The 17,551-nt window shown below is 32.3% G+C and carries 15 protein-coding genes; 5 read left to right on the forward strand and 10 right to left on the reverse strand.

The features are described from left to right. Positions 1-313: 313 nt before the first annotated feature. A complete protein-coding gene (locus tag GBO31_RS07760; protein WP_219007762.1) occupies positions 314-1,924 on the forward strand; it encodes an isocitrate lyase in 1,611 nt (536 codons plus the stop codon). A 172-nt stretch (positions 1,925-2,096) separates the two neighbouring features. Here GBO31_RS07760 and GBO31_RS07765 read toward each other — a convergent pair whose 3' ends face one another. The 6 genes from GBO31_RS07765 to GBO31_RS07790 all read right to left on the reverse strand — a co-directional run bounded on the left by GBO31_RS07765 (position 2,097) and on the right by GBO31_RS07790 (position 8,817). Next, a complete protein-coding gene (locus GBO31_RS07765) occupies positions 2,097-2,402 on the reverse strand; it encodes an HPF/RaiA family ribosome-associated protein (protein WP_219007763.1) in 306 nt (101 codons plus the stop codon). Between the two features lie 30 nt (positions 2,403-2,432). Continuing rightward, a complete protein-coding gene (locus GBO31_RS07770; RefSeq protein ID WP_219007764.1) occupies positions 2,433-3,212 on the reverse strand; it encodes a prohibitin family protein in 780 nt (259 codons plus the stop codon). A 422-nt stretch (positions 3,213-3,634) separates the two neighbouring features. Then, the gene (locus GBO31_RS07775; protein WP_219007765.1) at positions 3,635-5,719 is read right to left on the reverse strand and encodes a DUF2306 domain-containing protein; all 2,085 of its coding nucleotides are present in this window, start codon (positions 5,717-5,719) and stop codon (positions 3,635-3,637) included. Between the two features lie 146 nt (positions 5,720-5,865). Beyond that, positions 5,866-6,603, reverse strand: coding sequence for a LytTR family DNA-binding domain-containing protein (locus GBO31_RS07780; protein ID WP_219007766.1), 738 nt, complete (start codon positions 6,601-6,603; stop codon positions 5,866-5,868). Positions 6,604-6,628: 25 nt separating this feature from the next. Beyond that, positions 6,629-7,663: a bestrophin family protein gene (locus tag GBO31_RS07785; RefSeq protein WP_219007767.1), complete on the reverse strand. Its 1,035-nt coding sequence runs from the start codon at positions 7,661-7,663 to the stop codon at positions 6,629-6,631. 125 nt (positions 7,664-7,788) lie between these two features. Continuing rightward, a complete protein-coding gene (locus tag GBO31_RS07790; RefSeq protein ID WP_219007768.1) occupies positions 7,789-8,817 on the reverse strand; it encodes an alpha/beta hydrolase family protein in 1,029 nt (342 codons plus the stop codon). Positions 8,818-8,951: 134 nt separating this feature from the next. Here GBO31_RS07790 and bluB point away from each other — a divergent pair, with 134 nt between their 5' ends. Next, positions 8,952-9,608, forward strand: coding sequence for a 5,6-dimethylbenzimidazole synthase (bluB, locus tag GBO31_RS07795; protein ID WP_219007769.1), 657 nt, complete (start codon positions 8,952-8,954; stop codon positions 9,606-9,608). Between the two features lie 20 nt (positions 9,609-9,628). Here the strand turns inward: bluB and GBO31_RS07800 are convergent, their stop codons facing one another. From GBO31_RS07800 to GBO31_RS07810, 3 genes are all read right to left on the reverse strand, one after another. Next, positions 9,629-10,441, reverse strand: a complete 813-nt coding sequence (locus GBO31_RS07800) for an NAD(P)-binding domain-containing protein (protein ID WP_219007770.1) — start codon at positions 10,439-10,441, stop codon at positions 9,629-9,631. A gap of 201 nt (positions 10,442-10,642) precedes the next feature. Further along, positions 10,643-11,317, reverse strand: a complete 675-nt coding sequence (locus GBO31_RS07805) for a response regulator transcription factor (protein ID WP_219007771.1) — start codon at positions 11,315-11,317, stop codon at positions 10,643-10,645. After that, positions 11,310-12,578: a sensor histidine kinase gene (locus tag GBO31_RS07810; protein WP_219007772.1), complete on the reverse strand. Its 1,269-nt coding sequence runs from the start codon at positions 12,576-12,578 to the stop codon at positions 11,310-11,312. The genes GBO31_RS07805 and GBO31_RS07810 overlap by 8 nt, the downstream gene beginning before the upstream one ends. Before the next feature lie 157 nt (positions 12,579-12,735). Here GBO31_RS07810 and GBO31_RS07815 point away from each other — a divergent pair, with 157 nt between their 5' ends. The 3 genes from GBO31_RS07815 (at position 12,736) to GBO31_RS07825 (ending at position 16,429) form a co-directional block, all read left to right on the forward strand. After that, positions 12,736-13,716, forward strand: a complete 981-nt coding sequence (locus tag GBO31_RS07815) for a hypothetical protein (protein WP_219007773.1) — start codon at positions 12,736-12,738, stop codon at positions 13,714-13,716. A gap of 16 nt (positions 13,717-13,732) precedes the next feature. Further along, a complete protein-coding gene (locus tag GBO31_RS07820; RefSeq protein WP_219007774.1) occupies positions 13,733-14,161 on the forward strand; it encodes a hypothetical protein in 429 nt (142 codons plus the stop codon). A gap of 411 nt (positions 14,162-14,572) precedes the next feature. Then, positions 14,573-16,429 (forward strand): trypsin-like peptidase domain-containing protein, encoded by a 1,857-nt coding sequence (locus GBO31_RS07825; RefSeq protein ID WP_219007775.1) that lies wholly within the window; start codon positions 14,573-14,575, stop codon positions 16,427-16,429. Between the two features lie 156 nt (positions 16,430-16,585). Here the strand turns inward: GBO31_RS07825 and map are convergent, their stop codons facing one another. After that, the gene (gene map, locus GBO31_RS07830) at positions 16,586-17,350 is read right to left on the reverse strand and encodes a type I methionyl aminopeptidase (protein WP_219007776.1); all 765 of its coding nucleotides are present in this window, start codon (positions 17,348-17,350) and stop codon (positions 16,586-16,588) included. Between the last annotated feature and the right edge of the window lie 201 nt (positions 17,351-17,551).

Below are 17,551 nucleotides of genomic sequence, written 5' to 3' on the forward strand. Positions count from 1 at the left end.
AAATATTTTTAAACAATTTAGCGAACGTTCGCTTTTTTTATCAAAAACTTTTTTCTAATATTGTCCTGTAATTAATCTACTAATACACTTAGTAAAGAAAATTACACAGTAGGAATCTGGTTGAAGCCTGTAAGTAGCAATTAGGATTCGGATTATTAATGAATACTAAAAATTAAAAGATGATGTCAACAGCAAAAACGAAAACCTTGGTCACCAACTGGGCCGTCAACAACACGATTGATTACAATTCAGAAAAAACCAAATAACGAAACATAAAAAAGTAAACCCTTAAATAAAATTTAAAAACAAAATTATGACTACTTATAATTCAGCACTTGATACAGTACGTACGTTAAAAGCTAAATATGGAAATACTTGGGCAACTATTAGCCCAGAAAATGCTGCAAGAATTGCAGTACAAAATAGATTTAAAACAGGTTTAGACATTGCTAAATATACTGCATCGATTATGCGAAAGGATATGGCTGAGTATGATGCTAATAGTGTTAACTATACACAATCACTTGGTTGCTGGCATGGTTTTGTGGCACAACAAAAAATGATAGCCGTAAAAAAACATAAGGGTACAACGAATAAAACCTATTTATATCTTTCTGGTTGGATGGTTGCTGCATTGCGTTCTGAGTTAGGACCTTTACCAGATCAGTCAATGCATGAAAAGACTGCTGTGGCTAACTTAATAGAAGAGATTTACACCTTTTTACGTCAAGCTGATGCTGTAGAATTAAATGATCTTTTCCGTCGTTTGGATGCAGGTGAAGATGTACAAGATGAAATTGACAATTTTGAAACACATGTAGTGCCAATCATTGCTGATATAGATGCTGGTTTTGGAAATGAAGAAGCAACATATCTTTTGGCAAAGAAAATGATAGAAGCCGGAGCATGCGCACTTCAAATTGAAAATCAGGTTTCTGATGCAAAACAATGTGGACATCAAGATGGTAAAGTAACAGTACCTCATGAAGATTTTATTGCAAAACTAAATGCTCTTAGATACGCTTTCTTAGAATTAGGAGTAGATGATGGTATTATTGTAGCAAGAACAGATTCTGAAGGTGCTGGTTTAACACAAAAACTACCAGTTTCTAAAGAAGAAGGTGATTTAGCTTCTCAGTATATGGATTTTGTAGAAGCTGAAGAAGTTCGCATCGATGAGGTAAATGAGAATGATGTATTATTTAAGCGTGATGGTAAATTAGTAAGACCTGTTAGATTACCTAATGGATTGTATAAATTCAAAGAAGGATCAAACATCGATAGAGTTGTATTGGATTGTATTACAAGTTTAGAAAACGGTGCTGATTTATTATGGATTGAAACTCCTACACCAAACGTGAAGCAAATTGCACACATGGTAAATAGAGTAAAAGAACAAGTACCAAATGCTAAATTAGTATATAACAATTCTCCATCATTTAACTGGACGATCAATTTCCGTCAGCAAGCGTATGATCTTATGGTGGAAGCTGGCGAGGATACTTCAGCGTATACTCGTTCAGAGCTTATGGATGCTAAATATGATGGAACAGAATTAGCTAACAGAGCGGATGAAATGATAAGAAATTTCCAGGCAGATGCTTCTAGAGAAGCGGGTGTCTTCCATCACCTAATTACATTGCCAACATATCATACTACTGCATTACACATGAATGATTTAGTAGAAGGCTATTTTGGTGATAAGGGAATGTTAGCATACGTAGGATCTGTTCAACGTCAGGAAATAAGAAAAGGAGTTTCTTGTGTTAAACATCAACGAATGGCAGGTTCTGATCTTGGTGATGATCACAAAACATTCTTTGCTGGTGATAAGGCTTTAAAAGCTGGTGGTGCTAAAAACACGAGTAATCAGTTTGAAAGCAAAGCAGCTGTCAAAGAACCAGAAATGGCATTAGACAAATAATTTATTATACATTCAATTAAAAAGGCGATCTAATTAAAGATCGCCTTTTTTCATCTATAAATCTTATACTATTAGAATTATGAATAGAAAAAGGCTGTTTAACAGGGAAGAAACAGGCTTTTTGCAAGCAACAACTAAACAATTTATGAAAACAACACTACTACCAATTCAGTTAACCATTGTGTAGAAGTGATTTACGCTTATTGAGTTGTGTCTTTAGGCTTTTTATAGTCTCATTGAGAGCACTTAACAAATCACTATTATGTGAAGAAGCATATAATAAAGGTCCAGGACTACTTAGTCGAATTCCACAGATGTATCCTCTCCCTTTTTCCTTCAGACTAAGTTCTTCTTTAAAAAACACATAGCTTTTTATTATAAAAGGATACTTTCTAATCAATCTTTTTAATTTCTTAGTCGCCATTGATGACACATATCCATTACTTCTTGCGTTATGATATTCAAAAATGATTTCCATACTTTTTTTGTTTTACATTTTACTTTTTAATTAATCATCTCCCGCTATCAAAAATGGAGCCTTCCCATCTGTAATGATCACTTTACTATTGGGAGATTCTGAAAGCTTGTTAAATGCTTCAATACTACGAATTCGAATAATTTCTTTGGTCAAACCTTCTGCTAGTATTTTCTGAGCATCTCTTTCTCCCTTTGCATCAATGATCTTTCTATCAGCTTCTAATTTAGCCTGATCAATTACAAATTTCATTCTCATGGCATCTTGCTCTGCTTGTAATTTTCTTTCAATTGAATTTGCCAAACCTCTTGGCAATTGAATACTTTTCATTAGCACTGCAATAAGCTCAATCCCATCCGCTTGTTTCTCGAGATTTCCTTTCATCTTCACTTTGATCTCTTCTTCTATATTCGCTCTCATTCCAGAGTGCATATCTTTCGCAAAAAACTTCGCACATACATCAGAAGAAGCTGATCTGAATACACTAGTTATAATAGATTCATAATCTCTTCCCAAATTTTCCAACACACTAGGTATTTTATTTTGCTCTAATCGGTAAAGAATTGAAATTTCAGAATTTACACTTAATCCTTCCTTACTTGGAAGACTCAATATCAACTTTATATTATTTGTCTGAGTAGACTCCTTTATTACTTTACTAATTAAAGGATTATAAAACATCGTGCCCTGAGTAGCAACGTTATCCGACAGTTTTCCTAGCGTCTGTTTAACACCTGCTTCTCCAGGTCTTATCACCGCACAATTGGACAAAAACAATATAAGCCCAACGTAAATTAACACTCTGATTTTCATATTACTATTCTTTTAATAAGTTAACCTTTTCCTACTAATTTACCTCTTAATATTCATTAGTTATCATTTATATTTATTATGATTTTTATAAATATTATTAATGATAAAATTATTTATATTTTGTTTAACAGAACCTCTTGAAATATGTTAAACAAAAAAATATTAGAAATAAATTTAAACACCTTATTATCAATTATTTATATAGATAAAAAATATAAGATCGATTATAAAATGTTAATATAAAACATGAACAATTACAAATACAACAACTCATAATTTTTAGTTATTAAAATTATGAGTTGCATAAACAAAACTAAATACAAATTAATACAGAGTTTTGATGGTGAGTCTAAAAAGTTAAAGAAATGACTATATTAAAAAAGGCGATCTTTCATTAGATCGCCTTTTTAACTTTTAATTGCTTATTTCTTCTTTAATTCTTCTATTTTTTGCTTGGCAATGGAGTTGTAAGGTTCTGGATTAAACTCTAAGGATTTTTCAAATGCTTTTAATGCATCTTCTTTTCTTCCAAGTTGTATCAAACTCTCTCCATAATAATTCAATATTCGATGTGTGAAGTAGCCGTGATTTGGATATAATTCCAAATTGAGTTCAAAAAACTTAATAGCATCTTCATGTTTTCCTTTATCCGCAAGGGATTGCCCATATTCATTAATCAAACGTTCTGAAATAGCATATTCAGAATCCTTAACGTATTCTTGTTTTATGAATGTGATTATTTCGTTAGTTGATTTGGTGGCTTCTAATTCTGAGATGTTTTTTCTAGTTAACATTAAGTTTCTTAGAATCCACCAGTATCTCCATTTTGGTGTTCTTGCTCGATCAGAGAGACCACTTAACGTGAGTAAATCTCTAGTAGTTTTGTGCGCAATCACTACATTTCGTTTAGGGATAACAGTAATAAAATGTCCATATGCTCCAGAAGCTGTATATGCTCCTTCAAAATCTGGATTATCATAGAATCGTTCAAACGGCCACCACATATAACCATAGGAACGTTGCATTGGACTTGAAGGGTCAATTCCATATCTGCTATTTACCGTATCTTTTGGTGTAACACTAGTTGTAATTTTCTCAATCCATTCTTCGGATATTAATTGTTTTCCTTTCCATTTCCCTTTTTGCAACATTAATTGCCCCACTTTTGCCATATCTCTTGTAGAAAGATGCATATGATGTGCCGGATATCTGGATTTTTTTCGATTTACTGTTTTCATTTGATTCTCAATATTCCAATCTTCAAATCCTAATGGAATAGCTAATTGATTTTCGAGTTCCTGATACAAAGTATTTCCAGATTTTTTTTCCAAAATGTGGCCAGCTACATTAAAATCCCAATTATTGTACACATAATATTCACCAGGTTTTTTACTTCCTCTTTCTTTCTTGTTTTGAGGGTCATCGCCTCCATTTGCCGCTTTATGAAAAACACCAGATCGCGATGTGATCAGATTTGTTACTGTAGCTTTCTTTTCAATCTCTAACAATCCATCATCTTCATCAATTCCAATACTTCCTATAGTTTCATTTAGATCAATAGTACCATTCATCACATATTTACCATATAACATACTCACTATACTTTTTCGAGCAGAAGCCAAATAACTAATCTCTGATACATCTCCATATTCTAGAATAACTTTACCATTTTCTAAAACTAGCATACTGGTGGTTTCCGATTCTTCTTTAAGATAATCTTCAATCTCTATCAACTTTTCTTTTGTAAAACTAGAACCAGAAAGAGATGCTACTTTTTCCAGAGATTCTCCTTTAAAAGCAGCTTCTTTATAGAACCAAGTATGAGCACTTGTAAAAGAAAGCAAGAAAGTTACTCCTGCTAACACTAGCAAAGTAATACTGGCTTGTTTGATATAAAATCTTCTGTAAAAAGAAATCAAAAGATCTTTTTTATGAATCGATAGATAGACTAATAACGTACTTGGAATCCAACTTGCCCAAACAGAAATCCCATATGCTATTTTAAAACTGGTAACCAGCATCAATAATGGAAGAATTAATCGTAATACAATAGCAGCGCAAGTACCCGTATAACTGAGCATCATATATTCCTTATGCTTTTCTACATTTCCTTTTCTAATCGCACTATATCCCAGAAATGTAAATAAAATCCAAATTAGAGCTCCAAATGTAAATCCTATTTGAGTAACTAATCCGCCATACGCAAAAAAGCCTAGATAAAATGCGAAAGGCCCACTAATTAAAATAGAGATGATATAGATTTTCCCAATAAACCTATGGAATTTCGGATACTTCTCTCTAATTTTTTTGACAAACTGCATCCAACCAATTAGCAGTGCAATTCCTCCTAAACTGATATGTGTATAAAAGGATATTAGATACATATAGCTATCCAGAGGTTTTGATCTTAACAAACCGACGGGATCATCAGCTAGGAAATATTTTACAGGTTGGAAACTAAATAACAAACAGCAGCCTACAAAAACTACCCATGCAAGTTTTTTCATTTTGATAACATTTTATGATTGATGAACTCAAACTTACTATCAAAAAATGACCTCAAATTGTCGATCACAAGAGAAGGTATAAAAACGTTGTTTTTAGGTTAATTTGTAGAGCTTTGGTATAAAACCCTCTTTTTTTGGTATGGAAATTACAACCCTAAAAGCTGATTTTTATAGCTTTTAGAAACTGGAAGTTCAACTTGTGTTAGTACAACCGTATTTGAATCTTTCCAAGATCTGAAATGAGAAGGATTGATTAAATGAGAACGATGAATTTGGATCAAAAAATCAAATTCTAATTGGATTTTCTTTAATGAACTTCGAATCAATTTTGTGTTTAATTGTTCGTTCTCCATAAAAAAAATCTCAACGTAGTTTTGTGAGTTAGAAATGCAGATGAGTTCTTCTTTTTTAATCTTTAAAAAGTCCTTTTTATTATCACCTTTAAGAATCATAAATTCTTCTTCTGAAGGTATCAATTTTAGAATATATCTTCTGGCCAAGAATATAATTGGTGTCAGTATTAACGTAATAACTAGAATGATTTTGGTTACAAACTCATATAGATTATAAAACCCATCTACTATATCACTTAAATAGTACAGATAGGTTATGAAGGTATATAAGAGATAAAACAATATATAGAAAGAAACTTCCAACTTACGATTCCAAGAAGATAATTTCTGGTATATAATTTTCTGAAAAAAACTGATAATAATGTATGATAAGGTAATTGCAATACTAAAACCAACACTAACAACAATCCATTTGTTGGTGTCCATTTTTCCATGTTCAAATGGTCTTACAAAAAATCCAAATACAAAACCCCATATACCGGTTAGTAATCCGATAATAGCATGATGTTTTATAGAAGGGTTTACTTTCATAAATTATAGAAATTACTTGCGTATTTTACATTAAAATATCATTCTTAATTTTTACACTTGGTGGTAAATCGGTTTCACCTAACATTTCTCTAAGATCTATTTCTATAACCCTACAAAGAGATAACATCGGAATATCATTTGCCATTCCTTGAAAAGGATTTTCAGAATAATCTCCTACAAGTTCCATCATTACATACACCCATCCAATTAATGTTGTAATCGGTACAGACAGCCAAAACCCTGTTTCTCCCAAGTTCATTAATTCAGGTATCATACTAAATGGTAATAGGAAAATAAATATCCAAACAAAAATTCTACTCATATTAGCATATTGCCTCGGTAACGGAAACTTTTTAATACGCTCATTTTTGCCTTGTAACGTATAGAAATTTCTAAGTACATCTGCCATTTCCATATGACGGAAATCTTCAATGAGCCCTTGTTCTCTAAGTTCTTTTAAATCTCTAGATTGTTCGTTGATAATTTGTGTAGCTGTATTTACATTTGCTACTAATCGATCATGCTCCTCTTTTGGTAAAAAGTTTTTCAATTCTGTTCGTGTATATTCATCATCTACCAAGCCTATTCCGAACTTTTTTTGATAATATTTTGCTTTTCTTGCAACATGTCCTCCTTGACTTACATGTTCCCAAGGCGTAGCAACTAATAACTGACTTCTATGTGCATACAGCCATGCTATATGTCGATAAATCAATCGTTTTTTAATCTCCTGTATTTGTTGTTTGGAAACTTCTGTTTTCGCAAATAAACTTGTCACAAATCCATCTACATACATTCCCCAAGTACGACTATCGTTTACAATTCCACCCCATATTTTACGAGCTTCCCACATACGATCATAGGATTGGTTATTTTTAAAACCAACATAAAAAGCAACAGCAGTACCGATGACAGAAATAGGTAGCCACGGGATACTAAATTGTATAACCTTAAAATAATACAAAGCAGCAACACCTCCAGAAAAGAGAAGTAACCAAAGTATATGAAATCCCGTCCACTTAATGATTTTAAAAAAAGAAATAGTTTTTGCTGTTTGCATCGTTGTATATTTTAGCTATATAACAAATGTAATTTTTATAAATTTTACAGCCAATTTTTGGAATTAACCACACAAAATGGAACGTTTTTGATATTGCAAAGTCCTAAAAAGAGAAAAAAAGATCCTTACATACTGATCCTAAAGAAATCCTCAGCTAATTTAATCGTCTCTTTGTGAATAGCTTTTCGATTTACTTTTGGAGGATCAATTGTAAGCTCTGGTAATATTTTTTTACCAAATTCAGTGCCTTCATTCAAAAATACATAATGCCCTACTGGTGCATCGAAGAGATAAAGTGTACTTGTTTTAATTAAACGATGATAATTTTCAGCATTGTATGGAGTAGGTGTATTCTTATCTCCTTTTCCTGCTACTATAAAAATAGGAGCTATAATATCTTTGGTTTGCTCTTTAGAATGAAAACCAAAACCTATCGCAGGTGTCATTACAAAAAAAGCCTTTATCCTATCATCCTTTACCAGGTCTTTATATTTTTTATAAGATGCCAGAATTAAGGGATCTTTTTCAAAATCGATTTCTTCTTCACCTTCAGGAAACTCTGGTGGCAACTCTGGAAGTTTTGTTCGATTACTATCTCGATCTACATATCCTCCAGCTAGAGCAATTTGCGTATATCCTCCTAATGAAAACCCTACACCTCCAATTCGAGACTGATCAATTTTAGCTCCTATTTTTTCATCCTTAAGTACATTTGTGAGAACAAATTGAATATCAATAGCTCTTTCCCACCATTTTACAAACTCTCTCGGTATTTTATTAAAAGTAGAATTCCCATAATGATCCAGCGAAACAACTATATATCCTTTTTCTACCATAGATTTGATAAACCAGGTTAGAGAGAATCTATTCCCACCCGTTCCATGCGACACCAGAAGAATAGGGAATTTTTCATCAGGAATTGATGCATTAGGAATTGTACGAATTGTTTGAAAAATTTCTTTTCTTGTTTCTTTTACCCTCTGTTCAGAAGGATTATCGGTTGTAGGATACCAGATTTCTACGTCTAATGGTCTATTTCGAGTTGCATCTACATAAGTTAGCGATTTTTGTCCTATTTTGTAAGCTGTATTTGCTTTTGTAGCAACAGAAAAAAAGAAAATTATGACAAGAATTTGTATGTGATATCGTTTCATAGTATTTTGATCGATGTAGTTTACATTGTATAGATAACTAACAAACGGTTTTGTTACAGTTTAAAAAGAAATAAAATCGGAATTTTACATTTTACCCAATATTAAGTCTCAGTGAGATCAAAACTTTAATCCAAATGGAACAAACACTTCAACGAATGTTTACTAAAGAAGAGCAATCTCTTCTAGAAGAAATATTAATGCATCGTAGAGATGTGCGTGGAAATCGTTTTATTGATACCCCAATATCTGAAGATGCAATTGATAAAATTTTAAGAGCGGCATTAACGGCTCCTTCAGTAGGTTTTTCACAGCCTTGGGAGTTTGTTTTAATCACAGAAAAACAAACCAAATTAGCTATTAAGCAGAGTTTCTCTGAGGAAACTACGATGGCTGCTGAATTGTTTTCTGATCAAAAGCAGAAAGAATACATTTCCTTAAAATTAGAAGGTATTCTTGAAGCTCCTTTAAATATTGCCGTGTTTTACAAACCTAAGGAAGGTCCTGTCCTTGGACAAACTAGTATGCCTAATATGGGAAAATACAGCGTAGTTTGTGCAATTCAGAATATGTGGCTAATGGCACGATCACTTAATATTGGAATGGGATGGGTAAGTATTCTAGATCCTGAAAAAGTAAAGACTATACTGAACGCTCCGAAAGAAAACCAGCTTATCGGATATTTATGTTTTGGGTATACGGATATGTTCTACAACAAACCTGAACTGGAAATAAAGCAATGGGAAAGAAAAAAGAAATTACAAGAAGTAGTGTTTAAAGAAAGGTTCAAATAATCCATTTTAAAACTTAGAATTTAAATTAACTCTAAAGGATCCGGATGGATATAAGAGTATCCTAATATTTTTTTACTCTTAGTGTTATCAATAATTTTATATGCAGTTATATCCTTTTGTTTAAAAGTGGGAGGAACTAAACCTATTTTAAGAGCAGCTTTTGTATAAAAATCTTTACGCAATGGATGTTGGTCAGAACAACCATTAATAATCTCTCCCCACACTTCTTTTTCTAAAATTGCGTGAATCAAACCAATGCAATCATCCCTATGAATAATATTTACAGGGGCATCACCATTCGACACTTCTTTTTTATTGGCTAGAAATCGACCTGGAAATCGATCTTCGCCTACTAATCCAGAGAATCGCAGTATGGTTAAACGATTTCCTAATTGATTTTGTAGCTGTTGTTCTACAGCAGCTATTGCTTTACCTGATTCCTTTTCAGGTTCAATTTTTAAGGTCTCATAAACTTCATTATTCGTATTCTGATATACTGATGTAGAGCTAACAAAAATAACTTTTTGTTTTTCAGAAATATATGGAAGTATACTCTCCATCTGTTTTTGATATATTTCTACAATATTAGGAATACGTCTTGGCGGAAAATTTATAATGACCACCTCACTGTCTCTAAGAAAATCCTTATAAATAACACTATCTCCTTCTCCTAATGTAAAAAGAAAAGGAATTATTCCTTGTTCTCGAAAAGTTTCAATTTTACTTTCGGTTGTAGTAGACCCTTTTACTGTTACGCCTCTTGAAAGCAAATATAATGCTAATGGATATCCTAACCATCCACATCCTAGTATACTTATCTTATTGAAATTCATAAGAATCTATTCTAATTTATTAAGAGTTCATAGGTCTAATTAGTATCTCTAATCCATATAATAACAATGCTAATTATGTTACTAAAATGGTACTATTTGCAAATATAGTCCTTTTAAAAACGGTAAAAATGACTCCTCTTTAATTTATCAGAACTTCTGAACGTGCTATTATGTATGCGTATACTATTAGGACACAACTATTCATGATTCTAACACGAAACCTTTGCCATGAATATTTCTTATACTTACTTGTCCCTTAGAAAGATATTTACGTAGTCTGGAAATATAAACATCCATGGAGTTGCGAGAAAATTCATCTTGACTTTCCCACAATTGCATTAAAATTTTATTACGCTCTACTAGCTGTTCAGGATTTGATAGTAACATTTTTAATAGCAAACATTCTCGCTCAGTTAGCTGGGTTACTATAGATTTTACTCTAAGTTCTCTTTTAACAAGGTTTAAATGCACATCGTTCCAACTGAGTTCGTTCTTTTCTGAAAAATGATGTTTATTACGAGCCAAAATTGTTTCTATCTTAGCCAAAAGTATCTCCTCATCAATTGGCTTCGTTACATATTCCTCAGCTCCTAATTGATATCCTTTAAGTTGGTCTATTTTTAAGTCACGCGCGGTCAAAAATATAAAGGGTAATGCAATATTTTCTTGCTTAATGGATTTAGCTATTTCGTAACCAGTAGATTGTTTTAAGTTAATATCCAAAATTGCTAAATCAAATTTTTTGGATGACCGTAGTTCAGATAATGCTTCGTTTACCGTTTCTTTCCAAATCACATTGTAATTTTTTAGTTTCATATATTCTGTCAGAACATATCCAAAACTTTTATCGTCCTCTATAAGTAGAATATTAGTCATTGTTAATAGGAAAATTTAATTGCACACTTAACCCCTTATTTTTAATCGAGTTCAATTCCACACTTCCAGAATGTTCTTCCATAATCCGGAAAACATATGCTAGCCCTAAGCCTTTGAACTTTTCAAGAGTAACATCTTTTTGAAATCCTATACCATTATCTGATATTTTAATGGATATATAATCTCCATTTTCAAAATAGTTTATGGTTAATTCGACAGGAGTTTCATTATGTTTGATAGCATTTTCCCAAATATTAAAAAGTATCAATTGCAAATGATTTTCATCTGCAAACACCTTACAATCTTCTTCCGAAGGCACAAAATTAACTTTCGTTTTATTGGTAATGAATACCGGTTTCATCTGTTTTAGTGAACGCTCGATAATGTCAATTACACTCAATTTCTTTTTAGTAATATGTAATCGATCGGCATCAGACTTAACCCAATGTAGTACTGTTTTAATATGACTTTCTAAGCGGTTACTTTCTGTTTGTATTATAGTTATTAACTCTTCATCTTTATCCTTTTTATCTGCCAATAGATTAGCACTTAATTTAATAGAAGACAAGGGAGTTTGAAATTGATGCGATAAATGATTCACAAATTCATCTTTCTGTTTAATGAGTCTGCTTTGTTTATAATTAAGATACAATAACCAAATAAATAATGAAGAAAGCCCTATCAAAAAGGTAATGGGTATTACATATTGAATCAATCCTATTTTTTTAGGTTTTGGGAGTATATGTAAATAATTTAAGCCTGAAGCATCTATCCCTCTAATATCCCGCATTTGTGCAGGTGTATGATCCAAAATATAACCAGATTCTTCTATTTCATTTTCTGTTGCCGTATTAGGGTCTATATTTTTTACCAACCCTATCATCAATAGACAAGAGGTACAAACTTTCAGATTAGACTCTTGAAGCTTTGTATTGGTTTTATGAGTATTCAAACTAGATATGGGTTCATTTAAACCATTAAAATAACCCCAAATAATATCACTATCAAACGATGCAAAGTTTTTAACCAAAATAGAATCTGTAACTTGATGCATCCGTAAAGTATCTTTTCTGAGTGATGGATCATTATTCTCTATTTTTCTAATTTCAATTGCACTTTCGATTAAAGCCTTTTGCATTTCGGTTTTGGCCAGATCGATTTTTAGTGCATACTCATCATTAATATGATTGATCTGCCAAACCACTAAACATCCTAAAATTAGCAGTGATAATAATACTATGACGATATTTTTTCTTTTCATTTCGTGATCTAAATTATAAATTCTTAAGAGATGTTTTGGCTTTTTTCAGTTTTCATTCAGCTTTTTAGGTTTTTGTTATAAGATCTTCATTTTCATTTCATCAAACTTCAGAATTGATCCAAATAGCTTTGTAGTGTAATTATAAAATCACTTTGAAATGAAACGATTAACAGTATTTATCTGTTTACTTATTACGCAAATATGTAGTTCACAGATCGACTTTGTAAAACATGCAGATCTTTTATTATCAGCACGTCGCGCTTTACAAACAAATGAAACCAAAAAAGCTCTATTCTATTACGAGCAAGCATTTGCAATCCATAATGACAACTCTATTGCTCAATATCTAAATGCTGCCAAATGCGCGGCAATAGAAAAAAATGAATCAAGCTGTAAAAAATGGATTATCCAGGCTATTGAACAGAAAAAAGCTCCTAAAAAAAGCTTATCTAAGTTCTCTGATAATAAACTTTATCAAAACTGCCTAGAATCCATATTACCTAATTACAATACCTACCTAGCCAATTTCTACACATCCATTGATAATCCTATGATTTATTTTCAGGTACAAGAACTTATCAATAGAGATCAAGTTACTCGCAAGTTAGATGATTATTATTTGGGCATTACTAAGGAAGATCAGGAAATGGCCTTTGAGTTATGGTTAAAGGCTAAAGCAAATCAGGACAAAGATGCTATGGAAAAATACAAAGCCATATTGGCTCCGAAAATTGATAAGGAGCTTGAAGTGTACAACAGAAAGGTTATGCAGCATGCAGATAGTCTTAATATTGCGAGACTAATTGACATTACTAAAGAGTTTGGATGGCAAAAGGAAGCACATTTACTTTTATGGCATCAGCGAGGTACCTATGGCGAAAAAAATTGGGTATGGAGTTTTTTCAAGCCCTATATCGATAAAGAAATAGCAACCGGAAAAATAACACCTTTTTTCTGGGCATTGTTTGAAGATATCGATTCAATTTTTAAAACAGGCAAAAGTATCTACGGTTATCATCCTGGAAAGGTAGACCCAAAAACTGTAAATATAAAAAGACGAAGTATTGGACTCCCTGAACTTACTCCACAAGAAATTGAAAAAAGAAATACCGGAAGAGATAACGGAAGTGTATTCTAATAAAAAACTATAGATCATGAAAATAATAGTTACCATAATATTCACAATATTTATGAATGCATTCTTAAATGCGCAGCACATTGACTTAAATTATTATCCTCCAAAAACCAATGCAACGACTGCTAAAGATTATAATAAAGGGGTTAGAGATCTAGCATATGCGTATGCCAATATTGAAGAGAACCCTAACCAGCTGCTAAATTATATAGATTATTGGCGTGTAGCTGTAGCATACATTTATATGGGTGTAGATAAGGAGACTGTCTATTCACTTCTTTTAAAATCTAAAGCTGATAACAAAAAGGGATTTTGTATCATCTTGCATGCACAATTAGAAGCATGCGGTGAACCTCAAAAAGATTCTCGATTTTATAAATTTTTAGGAAAGACATATTTAGAAAATCTAAGCAATTGTTTGGGTGTTGATATTGAGACTTTTCGTTAAATTATCTGATCTTTTCAATTCCATACAACTCATCAAATGCTAACTTTGGTAAAGATCAATTATCATCCAAGTCGACAGCTGTTTTAGCCTTTAAAAAAGCTTCATAACTACATTGAAGCTTTTTTCTATATATACTATTTCAGGTTTAAAAACTATGGAATCAACTGATATAAAAACAACATCTCCTATACTATAACACATTGTCATACATGAATTTATGGCATTTAAAATATGGAATGTTTTGGAGATTTTTTTATCTTTCTTATCGGAAAAGTGAAAACATATACTTTTTAGTTCTTCTTTATAGTTGAATAAATAGTATTAGTAAGAGAATTGGTAAGGGATACTTTTTGCCTGAAACTCGTTATACCGGTTTAATATATTAACCAACACTTACTAATTCTTATTTACATGAATTCACATTTTAACAATTTAACCATTTTTACAAGCAAGTATTCTTTTTCTACACTTGGAATATTAATTTGTATACTATGCATGCTAGTTCCATTTTTAAATTATGGACAGGCAACAGATCCGTTACCAGTTACGTACAAATCATCCGATGTACGATTGGAATCACCAAATAATTTAGATAAAAGTATTACAACCGTACTAACAGAAACCATATCGGAACCTGGTGCAATTTGGTTACGTCTTTTCTTTGATGAGATAAACTTAGGAAAAAATAGTACCCTAACCATTACATCAGACCATGATGGCGGACAACAAACGTTCACATCTTCAACAATTAAAGACTGGAAAAATTCCAGTGCCTATTTTAATGGAGATAAAGTTACTTTAACCTTACATATAGCTCCGACAGAAAAATCAGTTGGACTTCAGATTCGTGAAATAGGAGTAGGTATCGAAAGTCCACAAGTAAAATCTCAATGTGGCCCTAATGATGATCGTGTTGATGCAAATGACGCAGCGGTTGGTAGAATAGTTCCTATAGGCTGTACTGGTTGGATCATCAGAAACGGAAGATTAGTTACTGCTGGTCATTGTGTAGGTAGCAGAGCACAATTAATAGAATTTAACGTTCCAAAATCCAATCCTGATCGTAGTATTGTACATCCAGGACCGGAAGATCAATATCCGATAGGAAATTTTGTAACTCCTTACAGCAATAGTCCAAGTCCAGCAAATGACTGGGCTGTATTTACTGCTAGCTCAAATTCGCAAACTGGTCTTACTCCTATACAAGCACAAGGCAAATCATTTAATGTAGTTCAAAGTGCTCCCGTAGGCAATATTAGAATTACTGGTTTTGGAACAGATACAGGTATTGATAACCAAACACAACAAACACATAGTGGACCACAAACTTCAGTTAATAATACCTTTGTACGGTATAGAACCGACACTACTGGTGGAAATTCTGGAAGTCCCATTATTGATTCTCAAGGAAATGCAGTTGGAGTGCATGCATATGGAGGTTGTTCTGGATCTTCAGGATCTAATTTTGGAGAAAGAGCTACCATCCCTGCTTTTTGGCAAGCTATGGGATTAGGAAATACTGGTGGTCCTTCAGGCCCAATAGTTCGTATGGTAAAGCGTAATGCAAGTGGATTTGCATTAGATGGTGGAAATGGAGGAGCAAATGGCCAAAACGTATATCTGTGGTCTAATAATAGTACTAATCAAAATCAACATTGGATAGAAGTAAATCAAGGTAATGGGTATTATTCGTACATAAAGCGAGGTACCAATTTTGCTCTGGATGGTGGTAATGGAGGTGCAAATAGACAAAACCTTTATTTGTGGCAATACAACCAAAATAATTTCAATCAACATTGGAGAAAAGTAAATGTGGGTGGAGGAAACTTTCGATTGGAAAAACGAAATGCTTCTGCTTTCTCTATAGATGGAAATAATGGAGGTGGCAATGGTCAAAACACCTATCTATGGAGTTCCAACAATAATAATCAAAACCAACATTGGACATTTATTGCAGTAAATTCATTTGCTGAAAATAGCACAGAAACGATTATTTCAGAAAACGCTGAAAATACTTTGGATAATCCAAAAATGGAAATCTATCCAAATCCTGCAACTGAATCTTTCAATATACAAATAGGTAATCTTAGCAATAACTCGGTTAAAGCAACTGTTTTTTCAATCTTTGGAAAAAAACAAAAAAGTATTACACTAAAATCTGGAGTAAACAATATCAAAACTAGAGATTTAGGATTACATACAGGAATGTATCTGATACAAGTAAATTTAGGTACCGATGTACTTGTTCGAAAATTAATTATACACTAATCTTAAGTTATTGGTTAAGATATTAAATGTAACGAGAGAAAGCCGCCTATTAAGGTGGCTTTTTTGATTTGCATAATTCAGATTGAACCTGAATGACGTCATTGCAATAAAATCAAATGATTAAAGTTCCAAAAAATTAGTACTCCTTACACATAATTAATTCCAGATTCCATTAGACTCTGTCAAAATAATTGGAGCATTACCTGTTACAAGTATCGTATGTTCATGCTGCGTAGTGTAACCACCTTTGTTTCCTACTAAAGTCCAACCATCTTTTAATTCCACTGCAATAGTTGATTTGGTTGAAATAAATGTTTCAATAGCTACTGTAGTATTTTTTTTAAATCTTTCGCGGTTGGTTTTAACTCGGTAGTTTAAAATGTTTTCAGGTTCTTCATGTAAACTTCTGCCAACTCCATGGCCTGCCAAATTTTTAATTACTTTATAACCAAACTTTTTAGCCTCCGTTTCTATCAAATATCCAATTTCCGAAATCTTAACTCCTCCTCTTATTTTATGAATAGCTTTATGCAAAATGTTTTTTGAAGCATCTACAAGAGGTTGATAATTATTTATGTCTTCTCCAAGCACAAAGGAACCTCCATTATCAGACCAAAATCCATTTAGTTCTGCAGAAACATCAATATTAACTAAATCACCTTCTTTTAATATCTTTTTCTCAGATGGTATACCATGAGCTACTTCACCATTAGTACTTATACAGGAATAACCTGGAAATCCATAGGTTTTAAATGGAGCTGAATTTGCTCCATAACTTTTTAAAATTTCGCCTCCGTATTCGTCTAATTCTTTAGTTGACATACCCACTTTAGCATATTCTCGCATTAATTTTAATGTAGTAGCTACGACTTCACTAACCTTTTTCATTCCGATTAATTCTGATTCTTTTGTTATCGACATTTTGTTTGTTTTAATTAGCGAAAAGATCTCAACAATGTGTTGTGTGAGAGTTTCAAATATATACAGTTTGAAATAACACTAAGCAAGTTGGTAAGTAATTTTAATATTTATTATTTTCTACTTACCAATATACAAATTATGCGTTTAGCAGAACTTATAAACTTTAGGATTTCCTTTCCACTTCGTAACATGTTTGAAATT

The sequence above is a fragment of the Aquimarina litoralis genome (genome assembly GCF_019295435.1).
Lineage (GTDB): Bacteria > Bacteroidota > Bacteroidia > Flavobacteriales > Flavobacteriaceae > Aquimarina > Aquimarina litoralis_A.

Coding starts and splice junctions, on each gene's coding strand:
- GBO31_RS07760 (WP_219007762.1), top strand. CDS start 314: ATGACTACTTATAATTCAGCACTTGATACAGTACGTACGTTAAAAGCT.
- GBO31_RS07765 (WP_219007763.1), bottom strand. CDS start 2,402: ATGGAAATCATTTTTGAATATCATAACGCAAGAAGTAATGGATATGTG.
- GBO31_RS07770 (WP_219007764.1), bottom strand. CDS start 3,212: ATGAAAATCAGAGTGTTAATTTACGTTGGGCTTATATTGTTTTTGTCC.
- GBO31_RS07775 (WP_219007765.1), bottom strand. CDS start 5,719: ATGAAAAAACTTGCATGGGTAGTTTTTGTAGGCTGCTGTTTGTTATTT.
- GBO31_RS07780 (WP_219007766.1), bottom strand. CDS start 6,603: ATGAAAGTAAACCCTTCTATAAAACATCATGCTATTATCGGATTACTA.
- GBO31_RS07785 (WP_219007767.1), bottom strand. CDS start 7,663: ATGCAAACAGCAAAAACTATTTCTTTTTTTAAAATCATTAAGTGGACG.
- GBO31_RS07790 (WP_219007768.1), bottom strand. CDS start 8,817: ATGAAACGATATCACATACAAATTCTTGTCATAATTTTCTTTTTTTCT.
- bluB (WP_219007769.1), top strand. CDS start 8,952: ATGGAACAAACACTTCAACGAATGTTTACTAAAGAAGAGCAATCTCTT.
- GBO31_RS07800 (WP_219007770.1), bottom strand. CDS start 10,441: ATGAATTTCAATAAGATAAGTATACTAGGATGTGGATGGTTAGGATAT.
- GBO31_RS07805 (WP_219007771.1), bottom strand. CDS start 11,317: ATGACTAATATTCTACTTATAGAGGACGATAAAAGTTTTGGATATGTT.
- GBO31_RS07810 (WP_219007772.1), bottom strand. CDS start 12,578: ATGAAAAGAAAAAATATCGTCATAGTATTATTATCACTGCTAATTTTA.
- GBO31_RS07815 (WP_219007773.1), top strand. CDS start 12,736: ATGAAACGATTAACAGTATTTATCTGTTTACTTATTACGCAAATATGT.
- GBO31_RS07820 (WP_219007774.1), top strand. CDS start 13,733: ATGAAAATAATAGTTACCATAATATTCACAATATTTATGAATGCATTC.
- GBO31_RS07825 (WP_219007775.1), top strand. CDS start 14,573: ATGAATTCACATTTTAACAATTTAACCATTTTTACAAGCAAGTATTCT.
- map (WP_219007776.1), bottom strand. CDS start 17,350: ATGTCGATAACAAAAGAATCAGAATTAATCGGAATGAAAAAGGTTAGT.